This window comes from Senegalia massiliensis, assembly GCF_900626135.1.
Lineage (GTDB): Bacteria > Bacillota > Clostridia > Tissierellales > SIT17 > Anaeromonas > Anaeromonas massiliensis.
Genome location: NZ_LR130786.1, coordinates 237,585 through 263,634, shown reverse-complemented (window position 1 = coordinate 263,634; position 26,050 = coordinate 237,585). Strand labels below are relative to the sequence as shown.

Below are 26,050 nucleotides of genomic sequence, written 5' to 3'. Positions count from 1 at the left end.
ATTTAATCATACTGTTCATGTGGAGACGGTTTGTTTGATAGAGAAGAAATAAATGAAATAGCTGGGTTTAAAGGATTTTAAGTTTATAACAAATGGGTAAGATTTTAAGAATAAAGTGTCTATTGGAGAGCTTGAAATTTGCATTACAGTGCTTACCTAGAAAAAGTAGACATGTTATAAATAGAAGACAGGATTTGATTAGGTCGATCAAATCTTGTTTTTTGCATTTCAAGAAAATAATCCTACATAACTGTGCAAGGTATGTAGGGTAAATAGATCCAATTCCTGCTATTATATTGATGAGAGGAGGTCATGCAAATGGATTCGCTTAAAAGAATGAATGAAGCACTAAGCTATATTGAAAAGAATCTTACAAATAATATTGACCTAAAAGAAGTTGCTAAGGTAGCTTTATGTTCCCAGTACCATTTCCAAAGGATGTTTTCTTTCCTTGCAGGTGTTACTTTGTCGGAATATATTCGTCGAAGACGATTGACTCTTGCAGCTTTTGAGATTATTAATAGCAACATAAGGGTAATCGACGTTGCCATTAAATATGGATATAGTTCTCCTGATTCTTTTACAAGAGCATTTCAATGTATGCATGGTGTAACACCATCATTGGCCAGAAATAAAGGAGAATCACTAAAAGCATATCCACCAATGAACTTTCAATTATCAATTAAAGGAGGAAATGAAATGAACTATCGAATCGAAGAAAAAGAAGCATTTAGCATAGTTGGTATTAAGAAAAGGGTGCCTATTATTTTCAACGGAGTAAATCAAGAGATTGAATGGATGTGGAAAAGCTTAGATGGTGAAATAATCAGTAAACTTAAGGAGTTATCTAATATAGAGCCTATAGGATTGCTTAGTGCATCTACAAACTTTTCGGAAGATAGAATGGAAGAAAAGGGAGAGCTTGATCATTATATTGGTGTAACAACAAATAATGAATGTCCAAGTGATCTAGAAGAACTTAGAGTTGCAGCTTCAACATGGGCTGTATTCGAAGCATTAGGACCATTTCCAGAGACACTTCAAAATGTTTGGGGACGTATTTATTCTGAATGGTTTCCATCTTCAAATTATGAAATAGCAGAAGGACCAGAAATCTTGTGGAACGAAAGTCAGGATACAACTTCACCAACTTTTAGAAGTGAAATATGGATACCTGTTGTCAAGAAGAAATAGAAGTTTAATGAGACCTACTTCAGACCCCCATAAATTTTATAGGGGGTCTATTCTAATATTTACGCATATTAGTATCATCATGTATAAAAACGTAGAGCAAAAATTATTTATAATGAACTAATTGATAGGGGATATATATCTTTATCAACTATTCAAAGTTTTTTATCAAAGTCAAATTTAACTGCTAAAAAGCTTGAGCCAAGTAGAATATAACTATTTACAAACATATAATTTTTTGTTATTATAAAAACAAATAAAAAATATGTTTTTATATTTTTATGTTGGGAGGTAGATTTAGAAATGGGAAAATTTACTGAATCTGAGAAAGAACAAATTAAAGAAGAATTATTTGATGTGGCATATCACTCTTTCATAAATAAAGGCTTTAAAAGTACTTCTATTGAAGACCTTACTTCCTCTGTTGGAATTGCAAAGAGTACCTTTTATGTATTTTTTGAGTCAAAAGAAAAGCTATATATGAAACTATTAGCACGTGAGGGAGAGCAAATTGAAAAGCAGGTTTGGTCAGAGGTTTTGGCCGCTAAGGATATACATTCAGCTATAAAGATATATTTAAATAAAATGGCATTGGAATTAGAATCCAAAATATTGACCCGAAGGTTGATTTATGACCTTGAAGAATACAAAATTGTATCAAGAAAACTAAATCCACAATATATCGGTTCTGAAAATCTGAGGAGTATTGTTCCACTATTGGAGTTTATTAAATCACGTCAAGACTCTAAGGAGATTATCGATGAAGACCCAGGCGTTATAGCTGGAGTTCTAAGATCAGCATTATTAATAGGTTCTCAAAAGGGAGAGTTGAAGCAATATAATTATGAAAGAATCAAAGAGTTATTATTTGAGGCTGTTGCTAATCAAATTATTCGGACTTAATTGTATCTAGGTAATGATATTATCAAACAAAATTAGAAAAGTGGTGGTAAGTTATGACAGAAAAAATAATTCATTTTAATGATGTTCATATCTGTACTGAGAGTTTTGGAGATATTAATAATCCAACTATCTTGTTGATTATGGGAGCTACTGCATCAATGATTTGGTGGGAAGAAGAGTTTTGTAATAGATTAAGTAATCAAGGATTTCATGTTATTCGTTATGACAATAGAGATGTTGGCAAATCAGTTACTTACGAGTATGGTAGTCCAAAGTATACATTTGAAGACATGGCAGATGATGCAGTTAAGATTTTAGATGATTACAAAATTGATAAGGCTCACATAGTCGGCATGTCTATGGGGGGAATTATTACTCAGATAGTTGCCTTAAAGTATCCAGATAGGGTATTGACTATTTCGTTAGTTATGACATCAAATTTCGATCCTAATCTTTCTAAAAAAGATAGCAGAGTACCAGAGGCTATAGCTAATATTAAAACCACTAACTTCCATGATAAAGAGGAAGTAGTAGAATATATGATAAATAGAAGTAAACTTATTGTAGGCTTTAGGCATCCCTTTGATGTAGAGAGAATAAGGAAATTGGCTGAAGAGGATTTTGACAGAGCGAATAATTTAAAGAGTATGGAAAACCATGGGTTTGTAAAAGGATGGGGTTCTTATTTGTCCAGAACCGATGAAATCAATACTCCTACACTTGTAGTTCATGGAACGGAAGATCCAATTATCCCTTATGAACATGGGGTTCACCTTTTTAAAATCATAACAGATGCAGTTTTAATTACTTTAGATAGTGCTGGGCATGAGCTTAACTATAATGATTGGAATAAAATTATTATAGCTATATCAAAGCATGCAATAAGTTCATAATTGAGATTTTAAAAATTTAGATAGGAGTGATTTTGAATGAGTAAAGATATAAAACAAGTGATTGAAATAGCTAAAAAACATAATCTTTTTCTTAAAGAAGAAACAATGCAGTTTAATGAATCTGGACTTGATTTTCAGGTTGTATTTGCACTAGATGAAGGTAAAAAAGAATGGGTGCTTAGATTACCTAGACGTGAAGATGTTATGCCTAGAACAAAGGTAGAAAAACAAGCATTAGATTTAGTAAATCAGTATGCTAGATCTTTTCAAGCACCCAACTGGATTATTTACACAGATGAGCTAATAGCTTACAAGAAATTAGATGGTGTACCAGCAGGAACTATAGACCATAATATAGGAAACTATGTTTGGGAGATAGATATTAACAATGTTCCAGAATCATTTCACAACTCTCTTGGTAAAGTATTAGCAGAGCTTCATAGCATACCTGGTGATAGAGTTGATGAGCTTGACATACTGGTACATACACCAGAAGAAGCAAGGATATCAATGAAACAGCGCATGGATGTTGTAAGAGCAAAGTTTGGTGTAGGTGAGAATCTATGGAACAGATGGCAGGCATGGATTAATAACGGGGAAATGTGGCCAAAGAAAACTGGATTGATCCATGGAGATGTTCATGCTGGGCATACTTTGATTGATAAAGATGATAATGTGACTGGATTAATCGACTGGACTGAAGCTAAGGTTACAGATATTTCAAATGACTTTGTTTTTAATTATAGCGCTTTTGGCGAAGAAGGACTTGAGAAGCTAATTGTAGCCTATAAAGAAGCAGGTGGGTATTATTGGCCAAAGATGAAAGCACATATTATTGAACTGGTAGCTGCATATCCAGTTTCAATTGCAGAATTTGCATTGGTATCTGGTGTTGATAAATACGTTCAGATGGCTAAGGAAGCGTTGGAAATAGAAAATATTTAAGCAGTATACTATTTGGAAAAAGTATTTCTGGGGTAAAAATGAAAAAATGTCTCCAAGGATAATGTGTTCTGTTAAATTGTATAATACCTATGTGTAGATGCATTTGGAGACGGCTTGTTTGATAGAGAAGAAATAAATGAAAGCAAACTATTTAACTAATTAGTTAAATAGTTTGCTTTCATTTATAAATATTAAATTATTATAAATATATATATAGAATACACATTTAAAGCTTTGTAATAATGAACTATTCATTAGAATATTATAAATATATGATTACAGTTAAAGAGTAATATATTTTGATCCAAATAATTTGTGGCAGTAATAAAGGAATACCTAATTCTTTTGGTACCTCGCTTTTAGAAAAATCCTTTTGATGAATTTATCTTACTGCATATATTAGATCTAACCCTAGTTAGGGTCATATTCATTTCTTTAAAACATATTATTCATAATAAAAAATTCTCTATTAATAGCCATTTTTTAAATAAAGGTCCCCATATTTGTTGCATCTATAGCACCCATTCTATTTAAAATTAATTCTTATTCTTCTTCTGTAATCACTACATTTAAATCAATATTTCTCAATCTATTTTCATTGGTATGCTCCTTCTTTAATTTATTTAGGAGATTAGAGATACTCCCAAACAAGTAGTATATCAATATAAACAGTTAGGTTTAGATGATATATTTTAGTTTTATTAAATTGCCAAAACAGGCATTGAGATAGTGGTGTGACTACTTATAATAATTGATTTTATTTAACTTAGCAAGATTTTTTCGCATGACACTATATTGAGAATAAATCCAATACAATCAATTTTGTTGAATGGTAAGAGTGTATTTCACCATTTTTGATGCACAAATGTTTGTTTATGTTGATTTGGATTCTATATGATAAAATATATATACTGACGGAGAGATATTGAAAAATTCAACTTCGTTAAAGATTGCTTGATTTGAAATAAAAGGGTATAGAATAGTAGGTGATATAATGGATTATCAGCAAACAGTACTTTCCGCAATAGATTATATTGAGAATAATATGTTCGAAGAAAATGTATATCATCATTTATTTGATCATATTTTTCTTTCAAAGTACCATTTTCATAGAATCTTTTATACGATGACAAATGAAACAATTGCGGACTATATTAGAAAGAGAAAGTTTACAATTATTGCTAAAAAACTAAAATTTACGAATGAAAAAATAATTGATATAGCATTTGCATTTGGCTATAATTCACATGAGTCTTTTACAAGAGCTTTCAAGAAATATTTTAGTATATCACCAAGTGAATTTAGAAAGAATCCAAATGAAAATAAGTTGTTAGTCATGGATTGTATTGATGAAGGAAAGCTTTCCAATATTCATTTTCAATCAAATTATGTGCCGTATTTCGAGTCTATTGATCAACTAAAACTTACTGGTATTAGAGGAACAGTTGATTTAATGACAATGAATGTTCAAAGCTATTGGAGCCAATTGCTTGAATATTTTTCTGAGAACTGTATACAGCCAAATGGAGATTACTTATATATGATTTGGGAAAGTGTTGGTTGTGAACCAAGGAAGATAGATTTCAGTGAGCAGCAAAATGTTTTTATAGGTGGTGTATTTGATGATGCCAAGAGAAAGATGGATCAATCATTGATTAGCAATCAAGTATATGCATGTTTTAGATTAACCCAAACATTTGAGTATTTACATCACTTATACAGCTATATTTATTTTTCATGGTTTAAGAAATCTCATATGATTTTAGATGATAACTATATCATTGAGCGTTACAGCAAAGATTTTTCTTTTGAGCAAAAAACTGGTTTCATGGAAATCTTGGTTCCTATAAAAAAGCAACAGATGTCAAGAAAATAAAATATAATCTGATAAACTTATTTATAGAAAGATAAAAGGAGGAAGATAATGTATAAACCAAGATTTAAAGGGACTCACTATGAAATGGGAAATCACTATGGAAAACTATTAAAAAAACACCAAGTTGATTTGTCACCATTGCTGGATTTCAACACTGAAAGAATTGGGATGGGGAAGAAATCTTTAAAAATATGTGAAAGCATATATCCTGAGATTATCGATGAAATCCGGGGTATGGCAGAAGGGCTATATGTCGACTATTTAAAATTTGGAACATTTTTAATAACAGCAGGAGCCTATTCATTTGATGTGGGCTGCACAACTTTTGCATATGTTGAGGAAGATGAAGTTTATTTTGTTAGAAATCATGACATGTTTGTTCAACTTAGAAAGACCACAGAAAGCGCCCTTTATAACCCTAATAAAGGGAGTGTTTTTTTAGGACATGGAGATAGTTTGATAGGAAAAGAAGATGGAATAAATGAACATGGTTTAGCGGTAGGAATGACTTTTGTATCACCTAGAACAATACAGCCAGGTTTGAATTTTTTGATGATTGTGAGAATGTTATTGGAAAAATGTAAAGATGTTGATGAAGCGATTAAACTGCTTGAGAACATACCGTCAATGACCTCACAGTGTTTTGTATTAGCAGATGCATTAGGACACTTAGCAGTTGTAGAAATGTGTCCAGATCATATGGCAATCAGGTATCCTAAATCCGATGAAAGATTTATTGTTGCTACGAATCATTTTATTAAAAAAGAAATGAAAAAATTTGATTGTAAGCCAGAAGAGAACTGGTATTCAACATTAGACCGTTATGATACTGTCACCAAAAATCTGGAAAGTCGAAGAGACTATTCGAGAGAATTAGGTATAGAAATTGCGTCTGGTAAAAAAGGGTTTTTATGTCAATATGATAAAAAGCTTTCTTTTGACACTTTATGGTCTGTGAGTTACCATTTGAACACTCTTTCTATAAAAAGAGCAGAAGGGAATCCTAGACGAGCGAAGTATAAATTTGACTATCGTTTGGAAAAATTGAAGAATGAATTACTATAAAACCATATCTAGAGCATGGAAAACTAAAGAAATGCTTAGATGGATTAAGAAACTGATCAATGGAGAGCCACTAGAAGAGTAAGTAGAATACCCTATGGTGATAGTTTTCAATAAAAATAGTGAAAATTCCCCCTAATCTAAGTATAAAGATTCATAAAAATAATGTAGGAAATTGTAAAAAGTTGAAAAATTCTTAAAATTTGAAAAATTAATCTTGACTTTTGATAAATGCTTTAATATAATACATATATACATCATGAGATAATGCAAAAAGAGGTAGAATGTCATACTATACTAGGGGGTGAAAGTATAATGAAAATGAAGCCAATTATTGAATCTAGTTGGAATTTACAAAATGTAGCTAATCAGGAGAGCTCAGAAATGGGACCAATGATAGGAATTGGTAGTCAGTTTTGTTGTGCTTGCTAAGTTTAGTAAAGTAATTTAGCTTACTCTCTTGCTGAATATTTAATTCAAAAAAAGCTAAGTTACAAAACCCTTCTATCACAATAATCAAATTATTCAGTGATAGAAGGGTTTTTATCATAAATAATATTCCTTTAAACATTTTGCTTATTGTATTTCTTGGCAATGTGAGTTGTTGCGAAATTATGTGTGCACTATAAACTTAATGGAGATGATGGGTATTTGTCTTATATATAGGACATCCCCGATAAACATGGACTTGATTAATATAACAATCAGTTTTAGGGAGGGAAAGTAATGAAATTAATTAAACACATGATATTTGTAGACATACACGATAACAAAAAACTGCTGATAAACTCTTTAACAGGCACTATGGATGAAATTGATGAGCCTATTTACAAAACCCTGTCCAGATGGCAGGATTGTGAAGAGATTGTAACAGAAAATGATTTGGAGGATGAGTTATTGAGTAATCTTCAATCTAGGGGATATCTGGTAAATAACTACGAAGAGGAAGTAGCTAAAAAGAATGAAATTTTAAAGGTATTGCGTAACCAGCACGTTCAAAGGCAAAAGGACCAAAGAACTGCCGTCTTTGTTATGACTTATGACTGCAACTTCAGATGTCCTTATTGCTTTGAGGGGGATGCCTATCTTAAAAAACAGGTTATAACTCCTAAACAAATTGATGCTGCCTTAAAGCTCGCAGGTGAGGGCGTTCAGACAATATGTCTTTTTGGAGGAGAGCCGTTGCTTCCAAAAACTAGACCCGCTTTGGAACATCTTGTTAATAAAGCTCCCGATAAAACATATCAAATTTTTACCAATGGGTATTATCTGACAGAATTCCTTGATTTACTTTTATCTATAAATATTTCTCAAGTTTTAATCACATTAGATGGAAGTGAAGAGTCTCACAATAGTAGGAGGATATTAGCTAATGGAAAGCCTACGTTCAAAAAAATTATGGGTGGTGTAGAGAAATGTCTAGAAAGTGGGATAAATATTCGAATTAGAATGAACCTTGAGAAAAGCAATTACAAGGAAGGAATTGATTTAAGAGAAAATCTACTTGAAAAATTTTCAGAATATAAGGACAACCTATCATTTGAATTAACCACACTGGTTGGAGACACTTATGATGAACGAATTGATATAATGAGTGAAATATATCTTTCGGATATAAAGTATTCGTTCGAGGATAGAGAAAGAAGAAACAATTTTATAACTAAAAAGAATTCAATATTAGATCACTTAGTATATGGCAGAGGTATAAATCCTTTGTACTCTTATTGTTACGCCCACGTAGATGGTATGGCATTTGATCCCTATGGAAATATTTATCCATGTTTGGGGTGTGTTGGCAAGGAACGTTTTTCTATAGGAAAGTATTATCCCTTAACTGAGTTTAAGGAAAACTCAATACGTAACCGTAACATAGAAAAAATTCCTGAATGTAGGGATTGTACATATTCTCTTCTTTGTGGAGGAGGATGTCCTTTGAAGTTAGATGGAAACGGTGATTTTTTCAAGCCTGTGTGCTATTCCGTCAAAACTCTTTTGCATAAGGAACTTCCTTTATTTTATAAAGAAAGGGAAGAAGCTATGAAAAAAAATGAGGAAACAGTAAATAGTGCTGATGGATATAATGAGAACTCGTATCATAGAGAAGCTTACTAAAGAGATTGAAATGGTTATAGGGACGAAGAATAGGTCGCACGGATAACGCACCAAGCATAATAATCTCAAGAGTAAGTCTTTCATTAAAAAAGACATCTTTATAATATGGTTTAAAGTTATTATTGTTTGTATACTGGAAAGATAATATTTTATTTAAAATATTATTGGGAGGATTGGGTAATTTCTTAATATAAATAATTCAATATAATACCTATTGATTGTATTTTTAAAAAGTTCTGTATGTACTTTTTAATGATGTAGTTAAGGATAAGAAAAGAAGTTTTTGATTAGCTTTTGTATTTATATAAAAAGTGCTTTGAAAAAAGCTTTTTAAGACTACATAATATAAATAATAGAACCTGGATATTCCAAAAATAAGAGAGGTGAAAATTATGCTTGAAAAAGCAATAATAATAGCAACTACGGCTCATCAAGGACAAGTAGACAAAGGAGGAGAACCTTATATATTACATCCAATTAGGGTAATGTTATCAGGAAAGACTAAAATTGAAAAGATATGTGGAGTCCTTCACGATGTAATTGAAGATACAGATATTACCTTAGAATATTTGAAAAATCAAGGATTCTCTGATGAAGTTTTATTATCTCTAGATGCATTAACCAAGAGATATAGTGAATCTTATGATAAATTTATTAATAGGATCTTAGAGAATGAAATAGCCTGTAAGGTAAAACTAGCTGATTTATCTGATAATATGGATTTATCTCGAATCAAAAATCCTTCAGAAAAAGATTATAAAAGAATAGAAAAATATCGTAACGCAACAAATAAGATTTTTAAAGAGATATATGTAAAGACTACTGATATTTAAGCACTAAGAAAATGGAATAAGATACCTATAGATATATATAATAGTATCATACAAAATGTTAAAAATTAAAGGAGAGTTATAGATGCCATCTATAACTCTCCTTTAATAATTTATAGATAAAACACATAAACGAGTAAATGTATTATTTTATTTTTTGCAATCCTACTTGACAATCATTATCAATTATAATACTATATATAGTGTGAAACATAATAATAATACACATTATAGTGTATATTACATAAAAATAAAAGGAGCTTATTATGAAACAAATAAATATAGTGTATGACAGCAAAACAGGAAATGTTGAAAGATTTATAAATAGATTGAGAGAAAGATTATCTAATAGAAAGAATAGCTTGTTTGAATGGAAGCTATATAAGATAGAAGAAAGATTAAAATTAGAAAAAGATTATCATCTAATAACATATACTACAAATTTTGGACAAGTACCATTCAAAACTAAAATATTCTTAGAAAATAACCATATATATATTAGGAGTGTTAGCTCTAGTGGAAATATGAACTGGGGACCTATGTATGGTAAGGCAGCAAATAAAATTAGTGAAGAATATAATGTTCCAATTTTAGTTAAGTTTGAATTATCAGGAACACAAGAAATTATAGAAAAAGTTATAGGAGGTTTGGAATCACATTATGGCAATTAAAAAATGGATTTTATTAAACAATGAAATAATGATACAAGAAGATGAGAATCAGTATAATTTAAATAAAGATAAGGAAGCAGTTAAATCTTATTTTATAGACTATGTAAATAAAAACACTGTATTTTTTCATAATTTAGAGGAAAAACTAGATTATTTAATCGAAAATAACTATTATATAGATTTTTATGAATGGTACACATTAGAAGAGATGCAAGGTTTATTTGATGAAATATATAAGAAGAAATTTAGATTTACTTCTTTTATGAGTGCTTTCAAGTTTTACCAAAGTTATGCTCTTCGTGATAATACGGAGGAAAAATTTCTAGAGCGTTATGAAGATAGGATTGCAGTAGCATCTCTTTATTTGACAAAAGGTAATATTGACAAAGCTCATGAATATGCTATTTCTTTAATAAATCAGGAATACCAACCAGCTACCCCTACATTTTTGAATTCAGGAAAGAAACGTTCTGGAGAACTTGTTTCTTGTTTCCTAGATGAAATTGGAGATAATTTAAATAATATTGGATATGCTTTTGATTCAGCGATGAAACTATCTTCTATAGGGGGCGGAGTAGCCTTTAACTTATCTAAACTTAGAGCTAGAGGAGAATCTATAAAAGATATAGAAGGTAGAGCAAGTGGAGTACTTCCTATTATGAAAATTTTAGAAGATATATTTTCTTATGCGAATCAATTAGGACAGAGAGCAGGTGCAGGCGCTGCCTATTTAAATATATTTCACTGGGATATTGAAGAATTTTTAGATTCCAAAAAGATAAATGTAGATGAAAAGGTTAGGATTAAATCTTTATCAATAGGAGTTATCATCCCAGATAAGTTTATGGAACTTATGAGCAAAGATGAACCATATTATGTATTTATGCCTCATACTGTATTTAAAGAATACGGTATGTATCTAGATGAAATAAATATGGATACTATGTATCAAAAACTAATAGAAAATCCTAATGTTAAGAAGAAAAAAATAAACCCAAGACATTTACTTGTAAAGATTGCACAAACTCAAAAAGAAAGTGGATATCCTTATCTATTTTTTAAAGGAAATGCAAATGAAAACCATGCTTTAAAAGAAATAGGAGATGTTAAGTTTTCTAATTTATGTACTGAGATTATGCAGCTATCAGAGGTTTCAGATATTGGATCTTATTATGAGAAAAATAAAATAAGAAGAGGTATTTCTTGTAATTTGGGTTCTTTAAACATTGTAAATGTGATGGAAAATAAAAGAATAAAGGAAGCTGTAAGTGCTGCCATAGATTCTTTAACTGCAGTATCAGATATTACAAATATAGATATAGTTCCATCAATAAAAAAGGCAAATGATGAACTTCATAGTGTAGGACTTGGAGCTATGAATTTACATGGATTTTTAGCTAAAAACAAAATAGAATATGAAAGTCGTGAAGCGTTAGATTTTTGTAATGTGTTTTTCATGATGGTAAATTATTATTCTTTAAAACGTTCTATGGAGATTGCAAAGGAAAAAGGAGAAACCTTCTTGGACTTTGAAAAATCAGAATATGCAAATGGAAACTATTTTGATAAATATGTAAAAGAAAATTATTTACCTAAGACGGAAAAAATTAAAGAAATATTTAAAGATATAGAAATACCAAGTATAAAACAATGGGAAGAGTTAAAACAAGATGTTAAGAAGTATGGAGTTTATCATGCTTATAGACTTGCTATAGCACCTAATCAGTCTACGTCTTACATTCAAAGCTCTACAGCTTCTATTATGCCTATAGTAGATCCTATTGAAGTAAGAGAATATGGAGATAGTACTACTTTTTATCCTATGCCATATTTAAATAATGAAAATAAGGAATATTATAAATCAGCATATGATATGGATCAAATGAAGGTAATAAAACTGATATCTGTAATACAAAGACATGTAGATCAAGGTATTTCAGCAATACTTCATACAAATAGTTTAGACTCAACTCGTGATATAGCAAAGTATTATATATATGCTCATAAGCTAGGATTAAAATCTTTATATTATACTCGTACAAGAAAATCTACTATTGAAGAATGCTTAACTTGTTCTGTTTAATAAATATAAAAGGAGAATAAAATGACAAATAAAATTTTTAAAGCAGTAAATTGGAATAATTTAGATAATGACTATGTAGAACTGTTTTGGGAACAAAACTTAAAGCAATTTTGGATTGATACTGAATATATACCATCTAAAGATATAAATTCTTATAAATCACTAGATGATAATATGAAAGAAGCTTATAAAAAGGTGCTTGGAGGCTTGACACTCCTTGATACCCTTCAAAGTCATACAGGAATGCCAAAAGTAATAGATCATATTGATTCTTTACAAAATAAATCTGTTCTTTCTTTTATGTGTATGATGGAGACTATACATGCTAAATCATATTCAACTATTTTTACAACAGTTGCTACTACAAGTGAGATAAATAATATTTTTAAATGGGTAGAGGAAAATCCATATTTACAATACAAAGCAAATATAATAGATGAAAAATATAGAAAACTAGACCATAAAGAGGTTGATGACTATGATATTTATATGGCTTTAGTTGCATCTATTATGTTAGAGAGTTTCTTATTTTATAGTGGTTTCTTTCTTCCTCTATGGTTAGCAGGACAGGGAGAAATGGTAGCAAGTGCTGATATAATTAAAAAAATTGTAGCAGATGAATCTATTCATGGAATATTTGTAGGACTACTTGCTCAAGAAAGATATGAAAAACTAAATGTTTCTGAAAAGATAAGGGCAGATAAAGAAGTTATAGAAATGATTGAAAATCTGATGAGAAATGAATTTAAATATACAGAACAAATATATACAGATATAGGACTTACTTCAGATGTAAAGGAATATTTAAAATATAACGCCAATAAAGCTCTAGCAAACATGGGTAGACAAGAACATTATAAGATTACAAGTATAAATCAAATTGTATTAAATGGACTAAATGTAGAAACTACTCAGCATGACTTCTTTTCAAAGAAATCAACTAATTATGAGAAGACTTTGGAAGTTGTACATCTAAATGATGATGATTTTGATTTAAGTTTTGATATGGATGATGATTTTGATATATAATAGTTTACAGTTAATTAGACAGTTAAATAATATAAAGTTTATAGATCAAAGTGTATTTAGAAAAAAACTGATATAGTTAATAGTTGAATTAATTTTATATAGTAGATACAATGTAATAAAGTATTTAACATAGATAGTTTAATACTAATATTTTAATGTAATTATGAATTATTAATAGATAAATGGAGGGAAAAATAAATGAATTATATGATAAAACATACTGCCTACTTTGGCTCTGTGCAAAGATTACACAGAATAAACAGAACAATGATTTGTTCAGGGCCTAATTTAATAGACTAATTTAGGTAATGTTATTTTGTGTGCTCTTTGCTTCATTATTTAGGGATATCAAAGTAGATGGGAGCAAAAGATATGAAATATGAAAATGCACAAAATATACTGCCAGAATATATTGTCCAACTCATTCAAGAATATATAGAGGGTGGATATTTATATATACCAATAAAATATGACAATAAAAAAGTTTGGGGAGAAAATACTTTAACAAAAGACATTTTAAAAAAAAGAAACAAAGAAATTTTTAATAAATATAATGAAGGAATATCTATTAAAAAACTTGCACAGAATTATTACCTCTCTGAACATAGTATAAGAAGAATAATTAGACAACAAAAGAATATATAATTAAAAAAATCGGTAATTATTATCCATTTAGATAATTTAATACCGATTTTTTTAGTTGAAATATTACAGGTAAATATGAACAACTTTGATACAGAATCGTTTAAGAACTTGAGTAATTATAGAAAGTAAGGTTAATATATTTATAAATATATTATGGAGGAGTAAACTAATGAATAAACTAGCGGTTTTAGAAATAAAGTTTGATTTTAATGGTGATAAAAATACCATTTATCCAGTTATATTAAGTGATAAAAGTGAAGTTATTTTAATTGATTGTGGATATCCTAATTTTTTGCATTTAATAAAGGGTGCTGCCAAAAAGGATGGAGTGGATATTAGTAAATTAACAAAAATAATTATAACACATCATGATTTTGATCATATGGGAGCTTTGGCAGAGTTTAAAAGAGAGTACCCACATATAAAGGTTCTCTCATCGATTGATGATGAAAAATATATTAGTGGTAAGGAAAAATCTTTAAGATTACAGCAAGCAGAGGCCATATACGATAAAATTCCTGAGGAGGAAAAGGAAAGTGCAAAGGAGTTTCAGCGTTTTATTCAAAAAGTAGAAAATGTTCAGGTAGACATGTGCTTAAAAGATAGGGATTCTTTTTCTTGGTTTGGAGGTATGGAAATAATTGCTACCCCAGGGCATATGCCAGGCCATATTTCAGTTTATTTGGAAAGTAGTAAAACATTAATTTCAGGAGATGCATTAATAGTAGAAAATGATAAATTGATGATACCATATCCACAGTATACTTTAGATATAGATAATGCAAAAAAATCTATAAATAAGTTATTAAATTATGAAATAGATAGAATTATATGCTATCATGGCGGAACATATATAAAAGATATTAAAGAATCATTACAAAGTATTATTTTAGATTAACAGATTTGTATAATTAATATGTAAAATAAGGAGAGAAAAAATGATTAAACAATTAGAAAAGTTTGAAATTGAAGAAATTATGAATATCTGGTTAAAGACTAACATTACTGCTCATAGTTTTATACCAGAAAAGTATTGGATTAAAAATTATAACCTTGTTAAATATCAATATATGCCTGGTTCCACAACTTTTATTTATAAAGAAAATAGTATGATTAAAGGATTTATAAGTGTTATAGACAATGCATTTATTGGTGCCTTATTTGTTTTAGAAGAGTATCAAGGACAAGGCATAGGCAAAAAACTACTAAACTATTGTAAATCTTTATATTCACCTTTAGAATTAGCAGTTTATACTGAAAATATATCTTCAGTTAATTTTTATATACATTGTGGTTTTATAGTGAAAAAAGAGCAACAAAATGAAGATTCAGGATTTATGGAATATATAATGACATGGACAAAAAATGAATAGTTTTCAGTTATATTATTAATAGATTTAAAAATAGATACTCATTATTTTTTGTAATCTTGACTATACTGATGATTTTTATCAAAATTATGGATAGCCATAGTAGTATAGCATTAATGGAAAAGTATTTTTTACTAACAATTGATATAATGGTTTCAGATGGTTAAGAGAATAGGAGGATCATTATGAAATGGCTAGAAATTGGAACATTATGTATAGAAGATAAGAATGAAGTAATTCTTGTAAATTTACATGAAGGATATGAAAAAGCATTGAATAAGCTAGATATGTTTTCTCATTGTATGTTGTATTCCCTTATAAAAGATAGAATTGAAGTATATGTAACGAAAATTCTAGAAATTAATGAAAAGATAGGCCAAGTCATACTCAAAATACCAGAGAATTATATACTGAACACTCAAAAAAATACTACTGAATTAGAAAGGTTTGATAAGAGAAAATCTTTAGGGCAATTGATTGATATAAAGCCTTATTATCCTGCTGAAGAAGTTATACTTAGCGGAGAAGAACCTGAAAATAGATTTTGCCTAAATTATTTAGATTATATCATTGGTGAGTACAGTATGTATGGTAACAGAGAAGTAATTAAACTTGAGAAAAATATACTTGGTGATATTAAATTTAGTTCTGATAGTACTCAATTTATCAAGAAAGGTGACTATATTAGAATTTTATGGTATTTTCATCGCTTTGATAAAGACTCTTTTCGAAGGAATAGAACGTGTAATCCTCCTTATAATAATGCACCTAATATGGGAATATTTGCAACAAGATCGCCAGTCCGACCAAATCCAATAGGATCAACAGTTGTACGTGTAGAGCAGGTAGATTATCATAATGGTATTATTTATATTGAAGGCTTTGACGGGTTTCCAGGGTCAAAAATATTTCAAATTATGTTTTATCAACCATCAGTGGATAAAATAGAGGGAGCTACTTTACCTCCTTGGGTATCGCACTGGACGAACTATAAAAGCTTTGATAAGCCAAAAGAGATAGATACATCGGATAAAAACTGCCAAAAAAATATAACAATAAGTGATCAGTATTCTGATTTTTGTGATGAAATTGAGACTGATAGTGTTATAAAAGATGAATATAATAACCAAGAGATACATATATATAATGCACATATTCATAATCTGAAAAATGTATATGTATCCATTCTTAAAAATAGTGTTAATCTAATTTCTGGTGTTAGTGGTAGTGGTAAATCTAGTTTAGCTTTTGATACAATCTATGCTGAGAGTCAAAAACAGTTTATGGATTTAGTGCTTTCAAATCAAATGTTAACTGATACATTTTCCAAGACATATGTTGACAATATAACTGGATTACAACCAGCTATAGCGATTAAACAAAAAACTCTAGGAGTTAATCCTAGATCTACAGTGGGATCAGTAACTAAGATAACAGATATATTAAGACTTGTATTTGCAACTATTGGTGAGCGAGTATGTCCAATATGTCATCGAGTTGTTGATAATACTAATGTTTGTAATGGATGTGGTGAAATTTTATTTGATTTAATACCTCAAGTATTTAGCTATAATAATCCAGATTATATGTGTCCAGTTTGCAAAGGTTTAGGAGTAGAGAAGAGTATAGATGTAGATAAGATTGTTGAATTTCCAGAGAAATCATTGCTAGACAGTGCTTCATCACTATATGGTGATTTAAGAAAACATAAAAAGAAACCAAATGCAAATTGGATGAGAGGAGAGATTTTGGCTTTAGCTGATGATTTAAATGTGGATATTGAGTTACCATTTTTAAATTTGCCAGAGGAATTTAAACATCAATTCTTTTATGGTTCAAATGGGCGTGAAGTGAGCCTACAATATGAGAATTCAAATGGAAGAAGTGGAGTTATTACAAGGCCTGTTGAAGGAGCCGTCAATCTTATTCAAAGATTGACCCATGATACCAAAACTATAAGAGGTATTGATAGAACAAAGAGATATATGTCAAAAAAGATCTGTAGCCGTTGTCAAGGTGAACGTTTATTAGAGGATGGTAGGTTGGTTAATATATATGGGTACAGATATCCTGAGATTGTGAAACAAAGCATTGATGATCTACGGATGTGGTGCCATAGAGTTTACAGGCAACTTACAAAATATCAGCAAGATAAAACTAAAATGCTTTTTATAAAGCTAAATCAAAGATTAAAACGAATACAAGATGTAGGATTAAGTTATATAACAGTTGATAGAAGTATACCTAGTTTGTCTGGTGGAGAAGCTCAGCGTCTGAAGTTAGCTACACAATTTGGAACAGGACTATCAAATATTCTTTATATTATGGATGAACCTTCAAAGGGATTACACCCAAGAGATTATAGCTTTTTAATGAATACCATAGTAGATTTAAAAAAACATGGAAATACAGTTATCATTGTAGAACATAAAAAAAGTTTTATGACCATAGCTGACATGCATATTAAAATGGGACCAAAGGCTGGGCGATATGGTGGAAATTTAATTTCTGTAAAAAACCGACAAGAAATTGAACAACAGCTTAAACTAAATGGTTATAATGATGACTTTGATGACATTCAAATTGTAAATGATAGATATCAAGATAAAAACAAAGAGGTTGCGGAGGAATTTCTTGATACTAGAAAGATTTCCTATATTCAACTTAAAGGGGTTACTACCAATAATCTACAAAATGTTGACGTGGAAATACCAATTGGTATGATGACAGCAGTTATAGGCGTTAGTGGTTCTGGGAAAAGCAGTCTCATATCAAAGACTTTGTATCCTTATCTCATGAAATCATTAGGAAGAAATGTGGAGGAGTTAGGGTCGTTTCAACAAGTAATCGGTGTAGAATCATTTGAAGATGTTTGCCATGTCAATCAGAAACCAATAGGTAGTAACTCAAGATCTAATCCTGGCACCTATACTGGTGTGTTTGACTTAATAAGAAAGTGCTATGCAGATACTAAACAAGCAAAAAATACTAATCTTTCAAAAGAATTTTTTAGCTTTAATTCAAAGAAGGGGCAATGTCCAGAGTGTAGTGGTCTCGGAGAGGTTTTAGTTAATATGCACTATATGGACGATGTACATTTTCCTTGTAATAAATGCTATGGTAAAAGGTATTCTAAAGAGGTGCTAGAAGTTAAAAGAAAAGATTTATCTATAGGAGATATTCTTGATATTGAGATTCATGATTTAGTAGAGGTCTTTCAGGAAGAAAAGGAGATTGTTAGACAGCTGTCTATGTTAAATAAAGTTGGCTTAGGTTACCTTAAGATTGGTCAAAATGCTTCAACTTTGTCAGGTGGTGAAGCACAGAGAATAAAGTTGGCCAAAGAATTATACAAAAAGGATTGTAAAAATACTCTTTATATTTTAGATGAACCAACAACTGGCCTACATGAAGATGATATTGAAAAGGTGATAGGGGTTTTAATGGAACTGAAAGAAAAAGGTGCTACTATTATTATAATTGAACATAACTTTAAAATGATTAAGTCATGTGACTACATTATAGAAATGGGTCCAAGGGGAGGAAATCAAGGAGGGCATATTATCAAAGCTGGTTATCAAAAGAAATGATGTAGATTTAGTACTTAGACTATAATAATTGTTGTGTACAATTTGAAATAGAAACAATTGATTAAGTAGTCTTAAATATGATACGATTTATCAAAAGAATTAAGGTGATGTTATATGCATATAAAAGATGAAAATCCTTATATTAAACAAATTAATAAAGTACAAGATTATATAGAAAACCATCTAGATAAATCTCTTTCAACTAAACAACTATCTCAAATAGCTAATTTTAGTGAATATCATTTTCAAAGAATATTTAGAGTTATGACAGGAGAAAGCTTATATGGATTCATCAAAAGGATACGATTGGAAAGGGCAGCTTATATGCTTTTAGCAGATAAAAAGAGATCAATAATTGATATCTCTATGAGTGTCGGATTTTCTAGTCAAGCCTCTTTTGCTAAGGCTTTTAAATCTAAATATGGGATTAGCGGTAGTAACTATCGAAAAACAAATGGGATTGTAAGTAAATCTGATTTTGTTTGTCAGTCCTTTCATGAGATTGACATGAGTATTGAACCACTAGATATTGAAATACGAAATGAAAAGGAAATTAAGTTAATTTATACTAGATATACAGGACCATATAAAGGAGATAGTGAGCTTTTTTCTCATTTGTTTAACAAATTATATCAATGGGCAAATCAAAGAAATCTTATTTCAGCAGATTCAAGATGGTTTGTTATATATCATGATTTTGGAAATGAAACAGACCAAAAAGATTTACGAATCAGCGTCTGTATGTCTGTTGACAGAAATGTTGCAATTAGTGGGGATATTGGTGTACTGACTCTTTCAGAAGGATTATATGGGGTTGGAAGTTTTATGGTAGACTCAAATGAATATGGCAAAGCTTGGTATTATATGTACACAGAGTGGCTTCCAAATAGTTGTTATAAACCTGATGATAGGTTTTCTTTTGAGCATTACCCTCCTATAGAGGAAGAAGGAGATAAGCATTTGGTAGAGATTTATATACCGATTGTTTGAGAGAAATTAAATAGTATAAGTGATATTTTTTAGAAAAATAGAGGTGAGTATTGAGATGTATGATAAAAAGTTATCATTAATAGAAGTGTTTTTTGTTATTATATGTCTAATTTTGATTTTTTTATTTCATACAAATTTTATATTAACATGTATACTTTCTTTACTAGCATTAATTATTTTTAAAAATCAATTAATAAATTACAAAAGTGATATCAAAAAAGAAAAAAACTTTTTGTATGCATTTATTTTTATTTATTTAGTATATATTGGTATTCAACTTTTTAGTTATGGTATAAATACAGATAATTATACACTTAATCAATTGAGATTACTATTCCAATTACCATTGACAATGACTATTTTACTAGGTTATTTATTCAAAGTAAGACTAAGTGATTTTAACTGGAGTATAACTCCTAAAAGTTTTTTTATAGTTGTATCTATATTTATTTTGTTAGAACTGGTAACTATTATTAACTCTTTAACAGAGATTAACACAATTAGTTATTATATAAAAAATTTCATACAAAAATTATATTATCCAAGTATAGTAGAGGAAGTACTTTTCAGAGGATTTTTTTTAAGTGGATTACTTGCATTTGAAATAAGAGAAGATAAAGCCAACATAATTCAATCTGTTATTTTTGGTTTGACTCATATTTTAGGTTATAATGAAATCTCTGTAATTATTGTTCTATCTACTTGTATTCAAACATACATAGGATTTTTATTTGGCAAAATATATATTCAAACAAAGTCATTAACACCATGCATATTACTACATGCACTTATAGATACAATTTAGATCAGATAAATTAACTTATTTCTTTGAATAGTTTTTCTTTTTCTAAAGATATTATAATTCTATTTCACTACCCATTATTTATTTTAATATATATCTTGAACTATTTCTATATTAATTTCTTTTATAATATTTTTTCTTTTGACATAGCTATTATAGTTGTTTATAGTCACAGTAAAAAGCAAAGAGTGGAATTTTTGAACATTTACTACATCAATATATTCTATTGCTTTTATGAAACTGTCTTGTAAAACATCTTCTGATTCTTCTTTTGAGCATACTCATTGTACTAATGTTAATTACTGAAGCTTTAATAATTCACCTATTATGCATAAATATAATGAGATTTCTTTTTAATATAAATCAATGATATAATATTAACATATGAAAATTCAGTAAATTCAAAAAAAGGGGTGTATTGATTGTTATATAGAAGATTTGGGAAAACTAATGAAATGGTATCTATTCTTGGTTTTGGATGTATGAGATTTCCACTTTTACTTGGTGGAGATTCATCTGAAATAGATGAAGAAAAATCTATAAAGATGGTAAGGTATGCAATAGATAACGGATTAAATTATCTTGATACAGCTTATCCCTATCATGGTAATGGTATGAGTGATAAAGGTAAAAGTGAACCTTTTGTTGCAAAAGTAATAAAAGACGGTTATAGAGAAAAAGTAAAGATAGCTACAAAATTACCTACATGGCTTATTGAAACTAGAGAAGATATGAATAAATATTTAAATGAGCAATTAGAAAGACTTGAAATAGATTCTATAGATTTTTATTTGTTACATGCTTTAAATAAAGAAGTTTGGGAAAAATTAAAATCTCTTGGCGTAGATGAATTTTTGGATAGTGCTATAAAGAAAGGTAAGATTAAATATGCTGGATTTTCTTATCATGATAAACAAGAATATTTTAATGAAATTATAGACTATTATGATTTTTCTTTTTGTCAAATACAATTTAATTATTTGGATGAAGATTATCAAGCTGGACTTAAAGGTTTAAAATATGCATATGAAAAAGATCTTGGAATAGTTATTATGGAGCCTTTAAGAGGAGGAAAGCTTTCAGATAATCTACCTATAGAAGTAATAGAACTATTTAATAATGAAGATGGTAATAAAACACCTGCTGAATGGGCATTAAGATGGGTTTGGAATCATCCCGAAGTTTCAATATTACTTAGTGGAATGAGTACAATGGAACAAGTAATAGAAAATATAAATATAGCTAAAGATGCAGAATTTAACTCACTATTAAAAACAGAATTAAATACTATTGAAAAAGTAAAAGATATTTATAAAAGTAGAATTAGAGTAAATTGTACAGCATGTGGTTATTGTATGCCATGTCCACAAGGAGTAGATATTCCTAAGAATTTTAGTATATATAATAATTATTATGTATTTGAAGAAGATAACGGATATGAAAAGTTAAAAGAAAAAAGCGCTTCAAATTGTATAGAATGTAAAATTTGTGATACGCATTGTCCTCAATCTATAGAAATAAGTAAAGAACTTAAAAATGTAAGAGAGTTGTTTGAAATGTAATATAAACGAAACTTCGATTTTTCAAAAATCGAAGTTTTATTTTATTTAAAATAAAGATTGAAAACTTATTGACAAAGATTATCAATTGGCGTATAATATCATCAAGAATGATAATTGTTATCAAATAGCTTTAAATGTTCTTTTTTTAACGATTTAATATTAACAATCAATATTAGATCGACTTAAATATCATACTTCAAATAAAAATGAATTAAAAATATTGTATAAAGGGGGTACGTACATATATGACTGAGAGTTTAGTTAGTGGAATTATAAATAGAATTTATGAATGTAGAGAGGCAAAAGGTGATATAGTGGAAAACTTATCTAAAGCTAAGATGAATGTAGAATATACAATAAAAGATATTGAAACAGATGATGAAGAGATGAAGGATTTTCTTTTTACCTTAGGTTGTTATGAAGGAGAAAAAGTAACTGTTATATCTGTGTTGGCAGAAAATTATGTTATATCTGTAAAAGATGCAAGATATAGCATTGACTTGGAACTTGCAAAAGTAATTATTGTATAAAGTTAACTAAGGTTAATATTTAATATAAATTTAAATTAAATAATTGGGGAGGAATACTATGAAAATAGCATTAACAGGTAATCCTAATAGTGGTAAAACAACTATGTTTAACGCTATTACGGGAAGAATTGAACATGTAGGAAATTGGGCAGGAGTTACCGTTGAAAAAAAAGAAGGTAATATTAAAAAGAATTTAAATAATACAGGGGCAGATATTATAGCAGTAGATTTGCCAGGTGCTTATTCTATGTCACCTTTTACATCAGAAGAAACTATTACACGTAATTTTGTTAAAAATGAAAATCCTGATGTAATAATTAATATTGTAGATGCTACAAATTTAAGTAGAAGTTTATTTTTTACAACTCAACTAATGGAATTAGATATTCCTGTAGTGGTAGCTCTAAACAAAAGTGATATAAATGAAAGAAAAAATACAAAGATTGATGTAGAAGCATTAAGTAAATATTTAGGTTGTCCTATAGTAAAGACTATATCAACTCAATCTAAAAATAATAATTTAGATACTTTAATTTCTAAAGCTATGGAGGTTAAAGGGACTAAACAAAAGGCTCCTTTTAAATATAAATATATTGATCTGAAAGATGCTGAAGCTGTTAAAGAATCTGATAAAGAACGCTATAATTTTGTGAAAAATATTGTTAAAGAGGTTGAGATAAGAAAAATAGATAGCAACAAACAAACCAAGCAGGATGCTATAGATAGAATTTTAGCACATAAATGGATTGGATTACCGATTTTTGCACTTATTATGTGGGCGGTATTTTCAATTTCTCAAGAGCATTTAGGACCATTAGTGGCAGATACACTTGTAGGATGGATTGATGGACTATATGTGTCAGTAGAAGGTATATTAGGCGAAAATGTATCACCAATTCTTAGCTCATTACTTTTAGATGGTATTATTGGTGGAGTAGGTGCTGTAGTCGGATTTTTACCACTTATAATGGTATTATTTTTCTTATTAGCATTACTTGAAGATTGTGGTTACATGGCACGTGTTGCAGTACTTATGGATCGTTTCTTTAAAAAGGTTGGTTTATCAGGTAAATCTATTATTCCTATGGTGATAGGTACAGGTTGTGCTATTCCTGGTATTATGGCAACTAGAACTATAAAAAATAAAAGACAAAGAAGAACTACTGCAATGTTAACTCCTTTTATGCCATGTGGTGCAAAATTACCTGTCATTGCATTATTTGCTGGAGTATTTTTTGGAAATTCAGCATGGATTGGTACATCTATGTATTTCATGGGAATTCTAATTATAATTATTAGCGCTTTAATTGTAGTAAGAATTACTGGAGAAAAAAATAAAAGATCATTCTTCATTATGGAGTTACCAGAATATAAATTTCCAAGTATTAAAAGAGGTATTATTTCAATGTTTTCTCGTGCAAAAGCATTTATTATAAAAGCAGGTACAATTATACTTCTTTGTAACGCAACAGTACAAATTATGCAAACATTTAATTGGAGATTTGAAGTAGTAGCTAAAGGTACAGAAAATACAAGTATATTAGCTAGTATTGCTTCACCATTTGCTTTAATTCTTATTCCATTAGGCTTTGGTACGTGGCAGTTAGCTGCAGCAGCAATTACTGGATTTATTGCAAAGGAAAATGTAGTTGGTACTTTAGCAGTAGTTTATTCAATAACAAATTTCATAGATACTGAAGAGTTTGCATTAATATCAGGAGCTGAAGATGTTGCAAGTGTTATGGGATTAACTTCAGTTGCAGCATTATCTTATCTTGTATTTAACTTATTTACCCCTCCATGCTTTGCTGCTATTGGTGCTATGAATTCAGAAATGGAAGATAATAGGTGGCTTTGGGGTGGCATTGCATTCCAATTTGGGATGGGTTATTCAGTAGCTTTCTTTACTTATCAAGTAGGAACATTATTCACAACAGGTTCTTTAGGGGCTGGATTTATTCCAGGTGCTATTGTTGTTGGACTTATGATAGGTTGTCTGGCATACCTTGTTAAAAAAGGTAATAAAAAAGCAGCACTTAAATTACAGGAGGCGGTATAGATGACTATGGGAAATATAATAGTTGGGTTAGTGATATTAGCAATTCTCGGACTTTCCATTGGCAAAGTTGTTAAAGAAAAGAAAAATGGTGCTAAATGTATTGGTTGTCCTCATGGAGGAGCTAAGAGTAACAAAAATAACTGTAATTGTAGTTAAATAAAATAGTATATATAATTAAAATCCAAAGTATTTACTTTGGGTTTTAATTATATATAAAAAATTATAAAATAAAATTGTAGCGGTACAATATCAATTAAATAAGTAAAATAGAATTTACAGCAATACACTTCCGTGATAAACTAAAATTAAGATTAATGGAATGTTAATTTTTATATCAAGGGGGTATTTATTATGAGCAAAAACACAATTGACAACAAAATTCAAAATTTAACAATCTTAGGACTTTTGATAGCATTAGTAGCTGTATCAACAATGATGATTAAAATTCCTGTAGTTTCAACGGAAGGCTATATTCATTTAGGAGATAGTATGATATTTTTATCAGCAATTATTTTTGGTAAAAAGAAAGGTGCTATTGCAGGAGGAATTGGCTCAGCTATGGCTGATTTACTTTTAGGTTATACTCATTGGATAATTCCGACTCTTATAATAAAAGGACTAATGGGATATTTTGTTGGCTTAATTTCTAATGGTGAAAGTGATAATTTGATAAATATTAGAAATAGTATTTCGTTAATATTTGGAGCTCTATGGATGGTGTTTGGATATTTTGTTGCTGGTGGTATTATGAAAGGAAGTTTTTTAGTTGCAGCAACCAGTATTCCTGCAAACTCTATTCAAGCATTTGCAGGAGCATTAATATTTATACCAATAGGAATTGCATTAAAAAAAACCAAATATTTTAATCAATATGCTTAGTGAAAATAAACTTATGTATTATATCATA

General features: G+C 29.4%; 22 protein-coding genes. All 22 read left to right on the top strand.

Annotated elements, in window-relative coordinates:
• Window positions 1-318 precede the first annotated feature (318 nt).
• The 22 genes from E0D94_RS11095 to E0D94_RS10990 all read left to right on the top strand — a co-directional run bounded on the left by E0D94_RS11095 (window position 319) and on the right by E0D94_RS10990 (window position 26,022).
• Window positions 319-1,194 carry an AraC family transcriptional regulator gene (locus tag E0D94_RS11095; protein WP_130807630.1) on the top strand — a complete coding sequence of 292 codons (876 nt, stop codon included), beginning with the start codon at window positions 319-321 and terminating at the stop codon, window positions 1,192-1,194.
• Window positions 1,195-1,494: 300 nt separating this feature from the next.
• On the top strand, window positions 1,495-2,094 hold the full coding sequence (locus E0D94_RS11090) for a TetR/AcrR family transcriptional regulator (RefSeq protein ID WP_130807629.1): 600 nt from the start codon (window positions 1,495-1,497) through the stop codon (window positions 2,092-2,094).
• A 131-nt stretch (window positions 2,095-2,225) separates the two neighbouring features.
• On the top strand, window positions 2,226-2,987 hold the full coding sequence (locus E0D94_RS11085) for an alpha/beta fold hydrolase (RefSeq protein ID WP_278044702.1): 762 nt from the start codon (window positions 2,226-2,228) through the stop codon (window positions 2,985-2,987).
• A gap of 36 nt (window positions 2,988-3,023) precedes the next feature.
• Complete coding sequence (locus E0D94_RS11080; protein ID WP_130807627.1) at window positions 3,024-3,932, top strand: Mph(B) family macrolide 2'-phosphotransferase; 909 nt, start codon at window positions 3,024-3,026, stop codon at window positions 3,930-3,932.
• A gap of 994 nt (window positions 3,933-4,926) precedes the next feature.
• The gene (locus E0D94_RS11075; protein ID WP_130807626.1) at window positions 4,927-5,808 is read left to right on the top strand and encodes an AraC family transcriptional regulator; all 882 of its coding nucleotides are present in this window, start codon (window positions 4,927-4,929) and stop codon (window positions 5,806-5,808) included.
• Between the two features lie 48 nt (window positions 5,809-5,856).
• On the top strand, window positions 5,857-6,873 hold the full coding sequence (locus tag E0D94_RS11070; protein WP_130807625.1) for a C45 family autoproteolytic acyltransferase/hydrolase: 1,017 nt from the start codon (window positions 5,857-5,859) through the stop codon (window positions 6,871-6,873).
• 723 nt (window positions 6,874-7,596) lie between these two features.
• Window positions 7,597-8,982, top strand: a complete 1,386-nt coding sequence (locus E0D94_RS11065) for a radical SAM/SPASM domain-containing protein (protein WP_130807624.1) — start codon at window positions 7,597-7,599, stop codon at window positions 8,980-8,982.
• Window positions 8,983-9,374: 392 nt separating this feature from the next.
• Window positions 9,375-9,815: a GTP pyrophosphokinase gene (locus E0D94_RS11060; protein ID WP_130807623.1), complete on the top strand. Its 441-nt coding sequence runs from the start codon at window positions 9,375-9,377 to the stop codon at window positions 9,813-9,815.
• 263 nt (window positions 9,816-10,078) lie between these two features.
• On the top strand, window positions 10,079-10,483 hold the full coding sequence (gene nrdI, locus E0D94_RS11055; RefSeq protein ID WP_341274574.1) for a class Ib ribonucleoside-diphosphate reductase assembly flavoprotein NrdI: 405 nt from the start codon (window positions 10,079-10,081) through the stop codon (window positions 10,481-10,483).
• Complete coding sequence (nrdE, locus tag E0D94_RS11050; protein ID WP_130807622.1) at window positions 10,473-12,566, top strand: class 1b ribonucleoside-diphosphate reductase subunit alpha; 2,094 nt, start codon at window positions 10,473-10,475, stop codon at window positions 12,564-12,566. Before nrdI ends, nrdE begins: the two co-directional genes overlap by 11 nt.
• Window positions 12,567-12,587: 21 nt before the next feature.
• Window positions 12,588-13,595 (top strand): class 1b ribonucleoside-diphosphate reductase subunit beta, encoded by a 1,008-nt coding sequence (nrdF, locus tag E0D94_RS11045; RefSeq protein ID WP_130807621.1) that lies wholly within the window; start codon window positions 12,588-12,590, stop codon window positions 13,593-13,595.
• A 372-nt stretch (window positions 13,596-13,967) separates the two neighbouring features.
• Window positions 13,968-14,240, top strand: coding sequence for a CD3324 family protein (locus tag E0D94_RS11040; protein ID WP_130807620.1), 273 nt, complete (start codon window positions 13,968-13,970; stop codon window positions 14,238-14,240).
• Between the two features lie 169 nt (window positions 14,241-14,409).
• Window positions 14,410-15,138, top strand: a complete 729-nt coding sequence (locus E0D94_RS11035; protein WP_130807619.1) for an MBL fold metallo-hydrolase — start codon at window positions 14,410-14,412, stop codon at window positions 15,136-15,138.
• 40 nt (window positions 15,139-15,178) lie between these two features.
• Complete coding sequence (locus E0D94_RS11030) at window positions 15,179-15,613, top strand: N-acetyltransferase (RefSeq protein WP_130807618.1); 435 nt, start codon at window positions 15,179-15,181, stop codon at window positions 15,611-15,613.
• 182 nt (window positions 15,614-15,795) lie between these two features.
• Entirely contained in the window at window positions 15,796-19,200 is a 3,405-nt protein-coding gene (locus tag E0D94_RS11025; RefSeq protein ID WP_130807617.1) for a TrmO family methyltransferase domain-containing protein, read from the top strand.
• A 114-nt stretch (window positions 19,201-19,314) separates the two neighbouring features.
• Window positions 19,315-20,190 (top strand): AraC family transcriptional regulator, encoded by an 876-nt coding sequence (locus tag E0D94_RS11020; RefSeq protein WP_130807616.1) that lies wholly within the window; start codon window positions 19,315-19,317, stop codon window positions 20,188-20,190.
• Between the two features lie 55 nt (window positions 20,191-20,245).
• A complete protein-coding gene (locus tag E0D94_RS11015) occupies window positions 20,246-20,995 on the top strand; it encodes a CPBP family intramembrane glutamic endopeptidase (protein ID WP_130807615.1) in 750 nt (249 codons plus the stop codon).
• A gap of 419 nt (window positions 20,996-21,414) precedes the next feature.
• Window positions 21,415-22,554 carry an aldo/keto reductase gene (locus tag E0D94_RS11010; RefSeq protein ID WP_130807614.1) on the top strand — a complete coding sequence of 380 codons (1,140 nt, stop codon included), beginning with the start codon at window positions 21,415-21,417 and terminating at the stop codon, window positions 22,552-22,554.
• Between the two features lie 245 nt (window positions 22,555-22,799).
• The gene (locus E0D94_RS11005) at window positions 22,800-23,084 is read left to right on the top strand and encodes a FeoA domain-containing protein (protein WP_130807613.1); all 285 of its coding nucleotides are present in this window, start codon (window positions 22,800-22,802) and stop codon (window positions 23,082-23,084) included.
• A 58-nt stretch (window positions 23,085-23,142) separates the two neighbouring features.
• Window positions 23,143-25,143 carry a ferrous iron transport protein B gene (gene feoB / locus E0D94_RS11000; RefSeq protein WP_130807612.1) on the top strand — a complete coding sequence of 667 codons (2,001 nt, stop codon included), beginning with the start codon at window positions 23,143-23,145 and terminating at the stop codon, window positions 25,141-25,143.
• Complete coding sequence (locus E0D94_RS10995; protein ID WP_130807611.1) at window positions 25,144-25,299, top strand: FeoB-associated Cys-rich membrane protein; 156 nt, start codon at window positions 25,144-25,146, stop codon at window positions 25,297-25,299.
• A gap of 195 nt (window positions 25,300-25,494) precedes the next feature.
• Window positions 25,495-26,022 carry an ECF transporter S component gene (locus E0D94_RS10990; RefSeq protein WP_130807610.1) on the top strand — a complete coding sequence of 176 codons (528 nt, stop codon included), beginning with the start codon at window positions 25,495-25,497 and terminating at the stop codon, window positions 26,020-26,022.
• Window positions 26,023-26,050: the final 28 nt, after the last annotated feature.

Bases quoted from the DNA above. Each gene is read 5' to 3' on its own strand.
- nrdI (WP_341274574.1), top strand. From the start codon at position 10,079: ATGAAACAAATAAATATAGTGTATGACAGCAAAACAGGAAATGTTGAA.
- E0D94_RS10990 (WP_130807610.1), top strand. From the start codon at position 25,495: ATGAGCAAAAACACAATTGACAACAAAATTCAAAATTTAACAATCTTA.
- E0D94_RS11020 (WP_130807616.1), top strand. From the start codon at position 19,315: ATGCATATAAAAGATGAAAATCCTTATATTAAACAAATTAATAAAGTA.
- E0D94_RS11075 (WP_130807626.1), top strand. From the start codon at position 4,927: ATGGATTATCAGCAAACAGTACTTTCCGCAATAGATTATATTGAGAAT.
- nrdF (WP_130807621.1), top strand. From the start codon at position 12,588: ATGACAAATAAAATTTTTAAAGCAGTAAATTGGAATAATTTAGATAAT.
- E0D94_RS10995 (WP_130807611.1), top strand. From the start codon at position 25,144: ATGACTATGGGAAATATAATAGTTGGGTTAGTGATATTAGCAATTCTC.
- E0D94_RS11095 (WP_130807630.1), top strand. From the start codon at position 319: ATGGATTCGCTTAAAAGAATGAATGAAGCACTAAGCTATATTGAAAAG.
- E0D94_RS11065 (WP_130807624.1), top strand. From the start codon at position 7,597: ATGAAATTAATTAAACACATGATATTTGTAGACATACACGATAACAAA.
- E0D94_RS11015 (WP_130807615.1), top strand. From the start codon at position 20,246: ATGTATGATAAAAAGTTATCATTAATAGAAGTGTTTTTTGTTATTATA.
- feoB (WP_130807612.1), top strand. From the start codon at position 23,143: ATGAAAATAGCATTAACAGGTAATCCTAATAGTGGTAAAACAACTATG.
- E0D94_RS11005 (WP_130807613.1), top strand. From the start codon at position 22,800: ATGACTGAGAGTTTAGTTAGTGGAATTATAAATAGAATTTATGAATGT.
- E0D94_RS11070 (WP_130807625.1), top strand. From the start codon at position 5,857: ATGTATAAACCAAGATTTAAAGGGACTCACTATGAAATGGGAAATCAC.
- E0D94_RS11080 (WP_130807627.1), top strand. From the start codon at position 3,024: ATGAGTAAAGATATAAAACAAGTGATTGAAATAGCTAAAAAACATAAT.
- E0D94_RS11035 (WP_130807619.1), top strand. From the start codon at position 14,410: ATGAATAAACTAGCGGTTTTAGAAATAAAGTTTGATTTTAATGGTGAT.
- E0D94_RS11090 (WP_130807629.1), top strand. From the start codon at position 1,495: ATGGGAAAATTTACTGAATCTGAGAAAGAACAAATTAAAGAAGAATTA.
- nrdE (WP_130807622.1), top strand. From the start codon at position 10,473: ATGGCAATTAAAAAATGGATTTTATTAAACAATGAAATAATGATACAA.
- E0D94_RS11060 (WP_130807623.1), top strand. From the start codon at position 9,375: ATGCTTGAAAAAGCAATAATAATAGCAACTACGGCTCATCAAGGACAA.
- E0D94_RS11030 (WP_130807618.1), top strand. From the start codon at position 15,179: ATGATTAAACAATTAGAAAAGTTTGAAATTGAAGAAATTATGAATATC.
- E0D94_RS11025 (WP_130807617.1), top strand. From the start codon at position 15,796: ATGAAATGGCTAGAAATTGGAACATTATGTATAGAAGATAAGAATGAA.
- E0D94_RS11040 (WP_130807620.1), top strand. From the start codon at position 13,968: ATGAAATATGAAAATGCACAAAATATACTGCCAGAATATATTGTCCAA.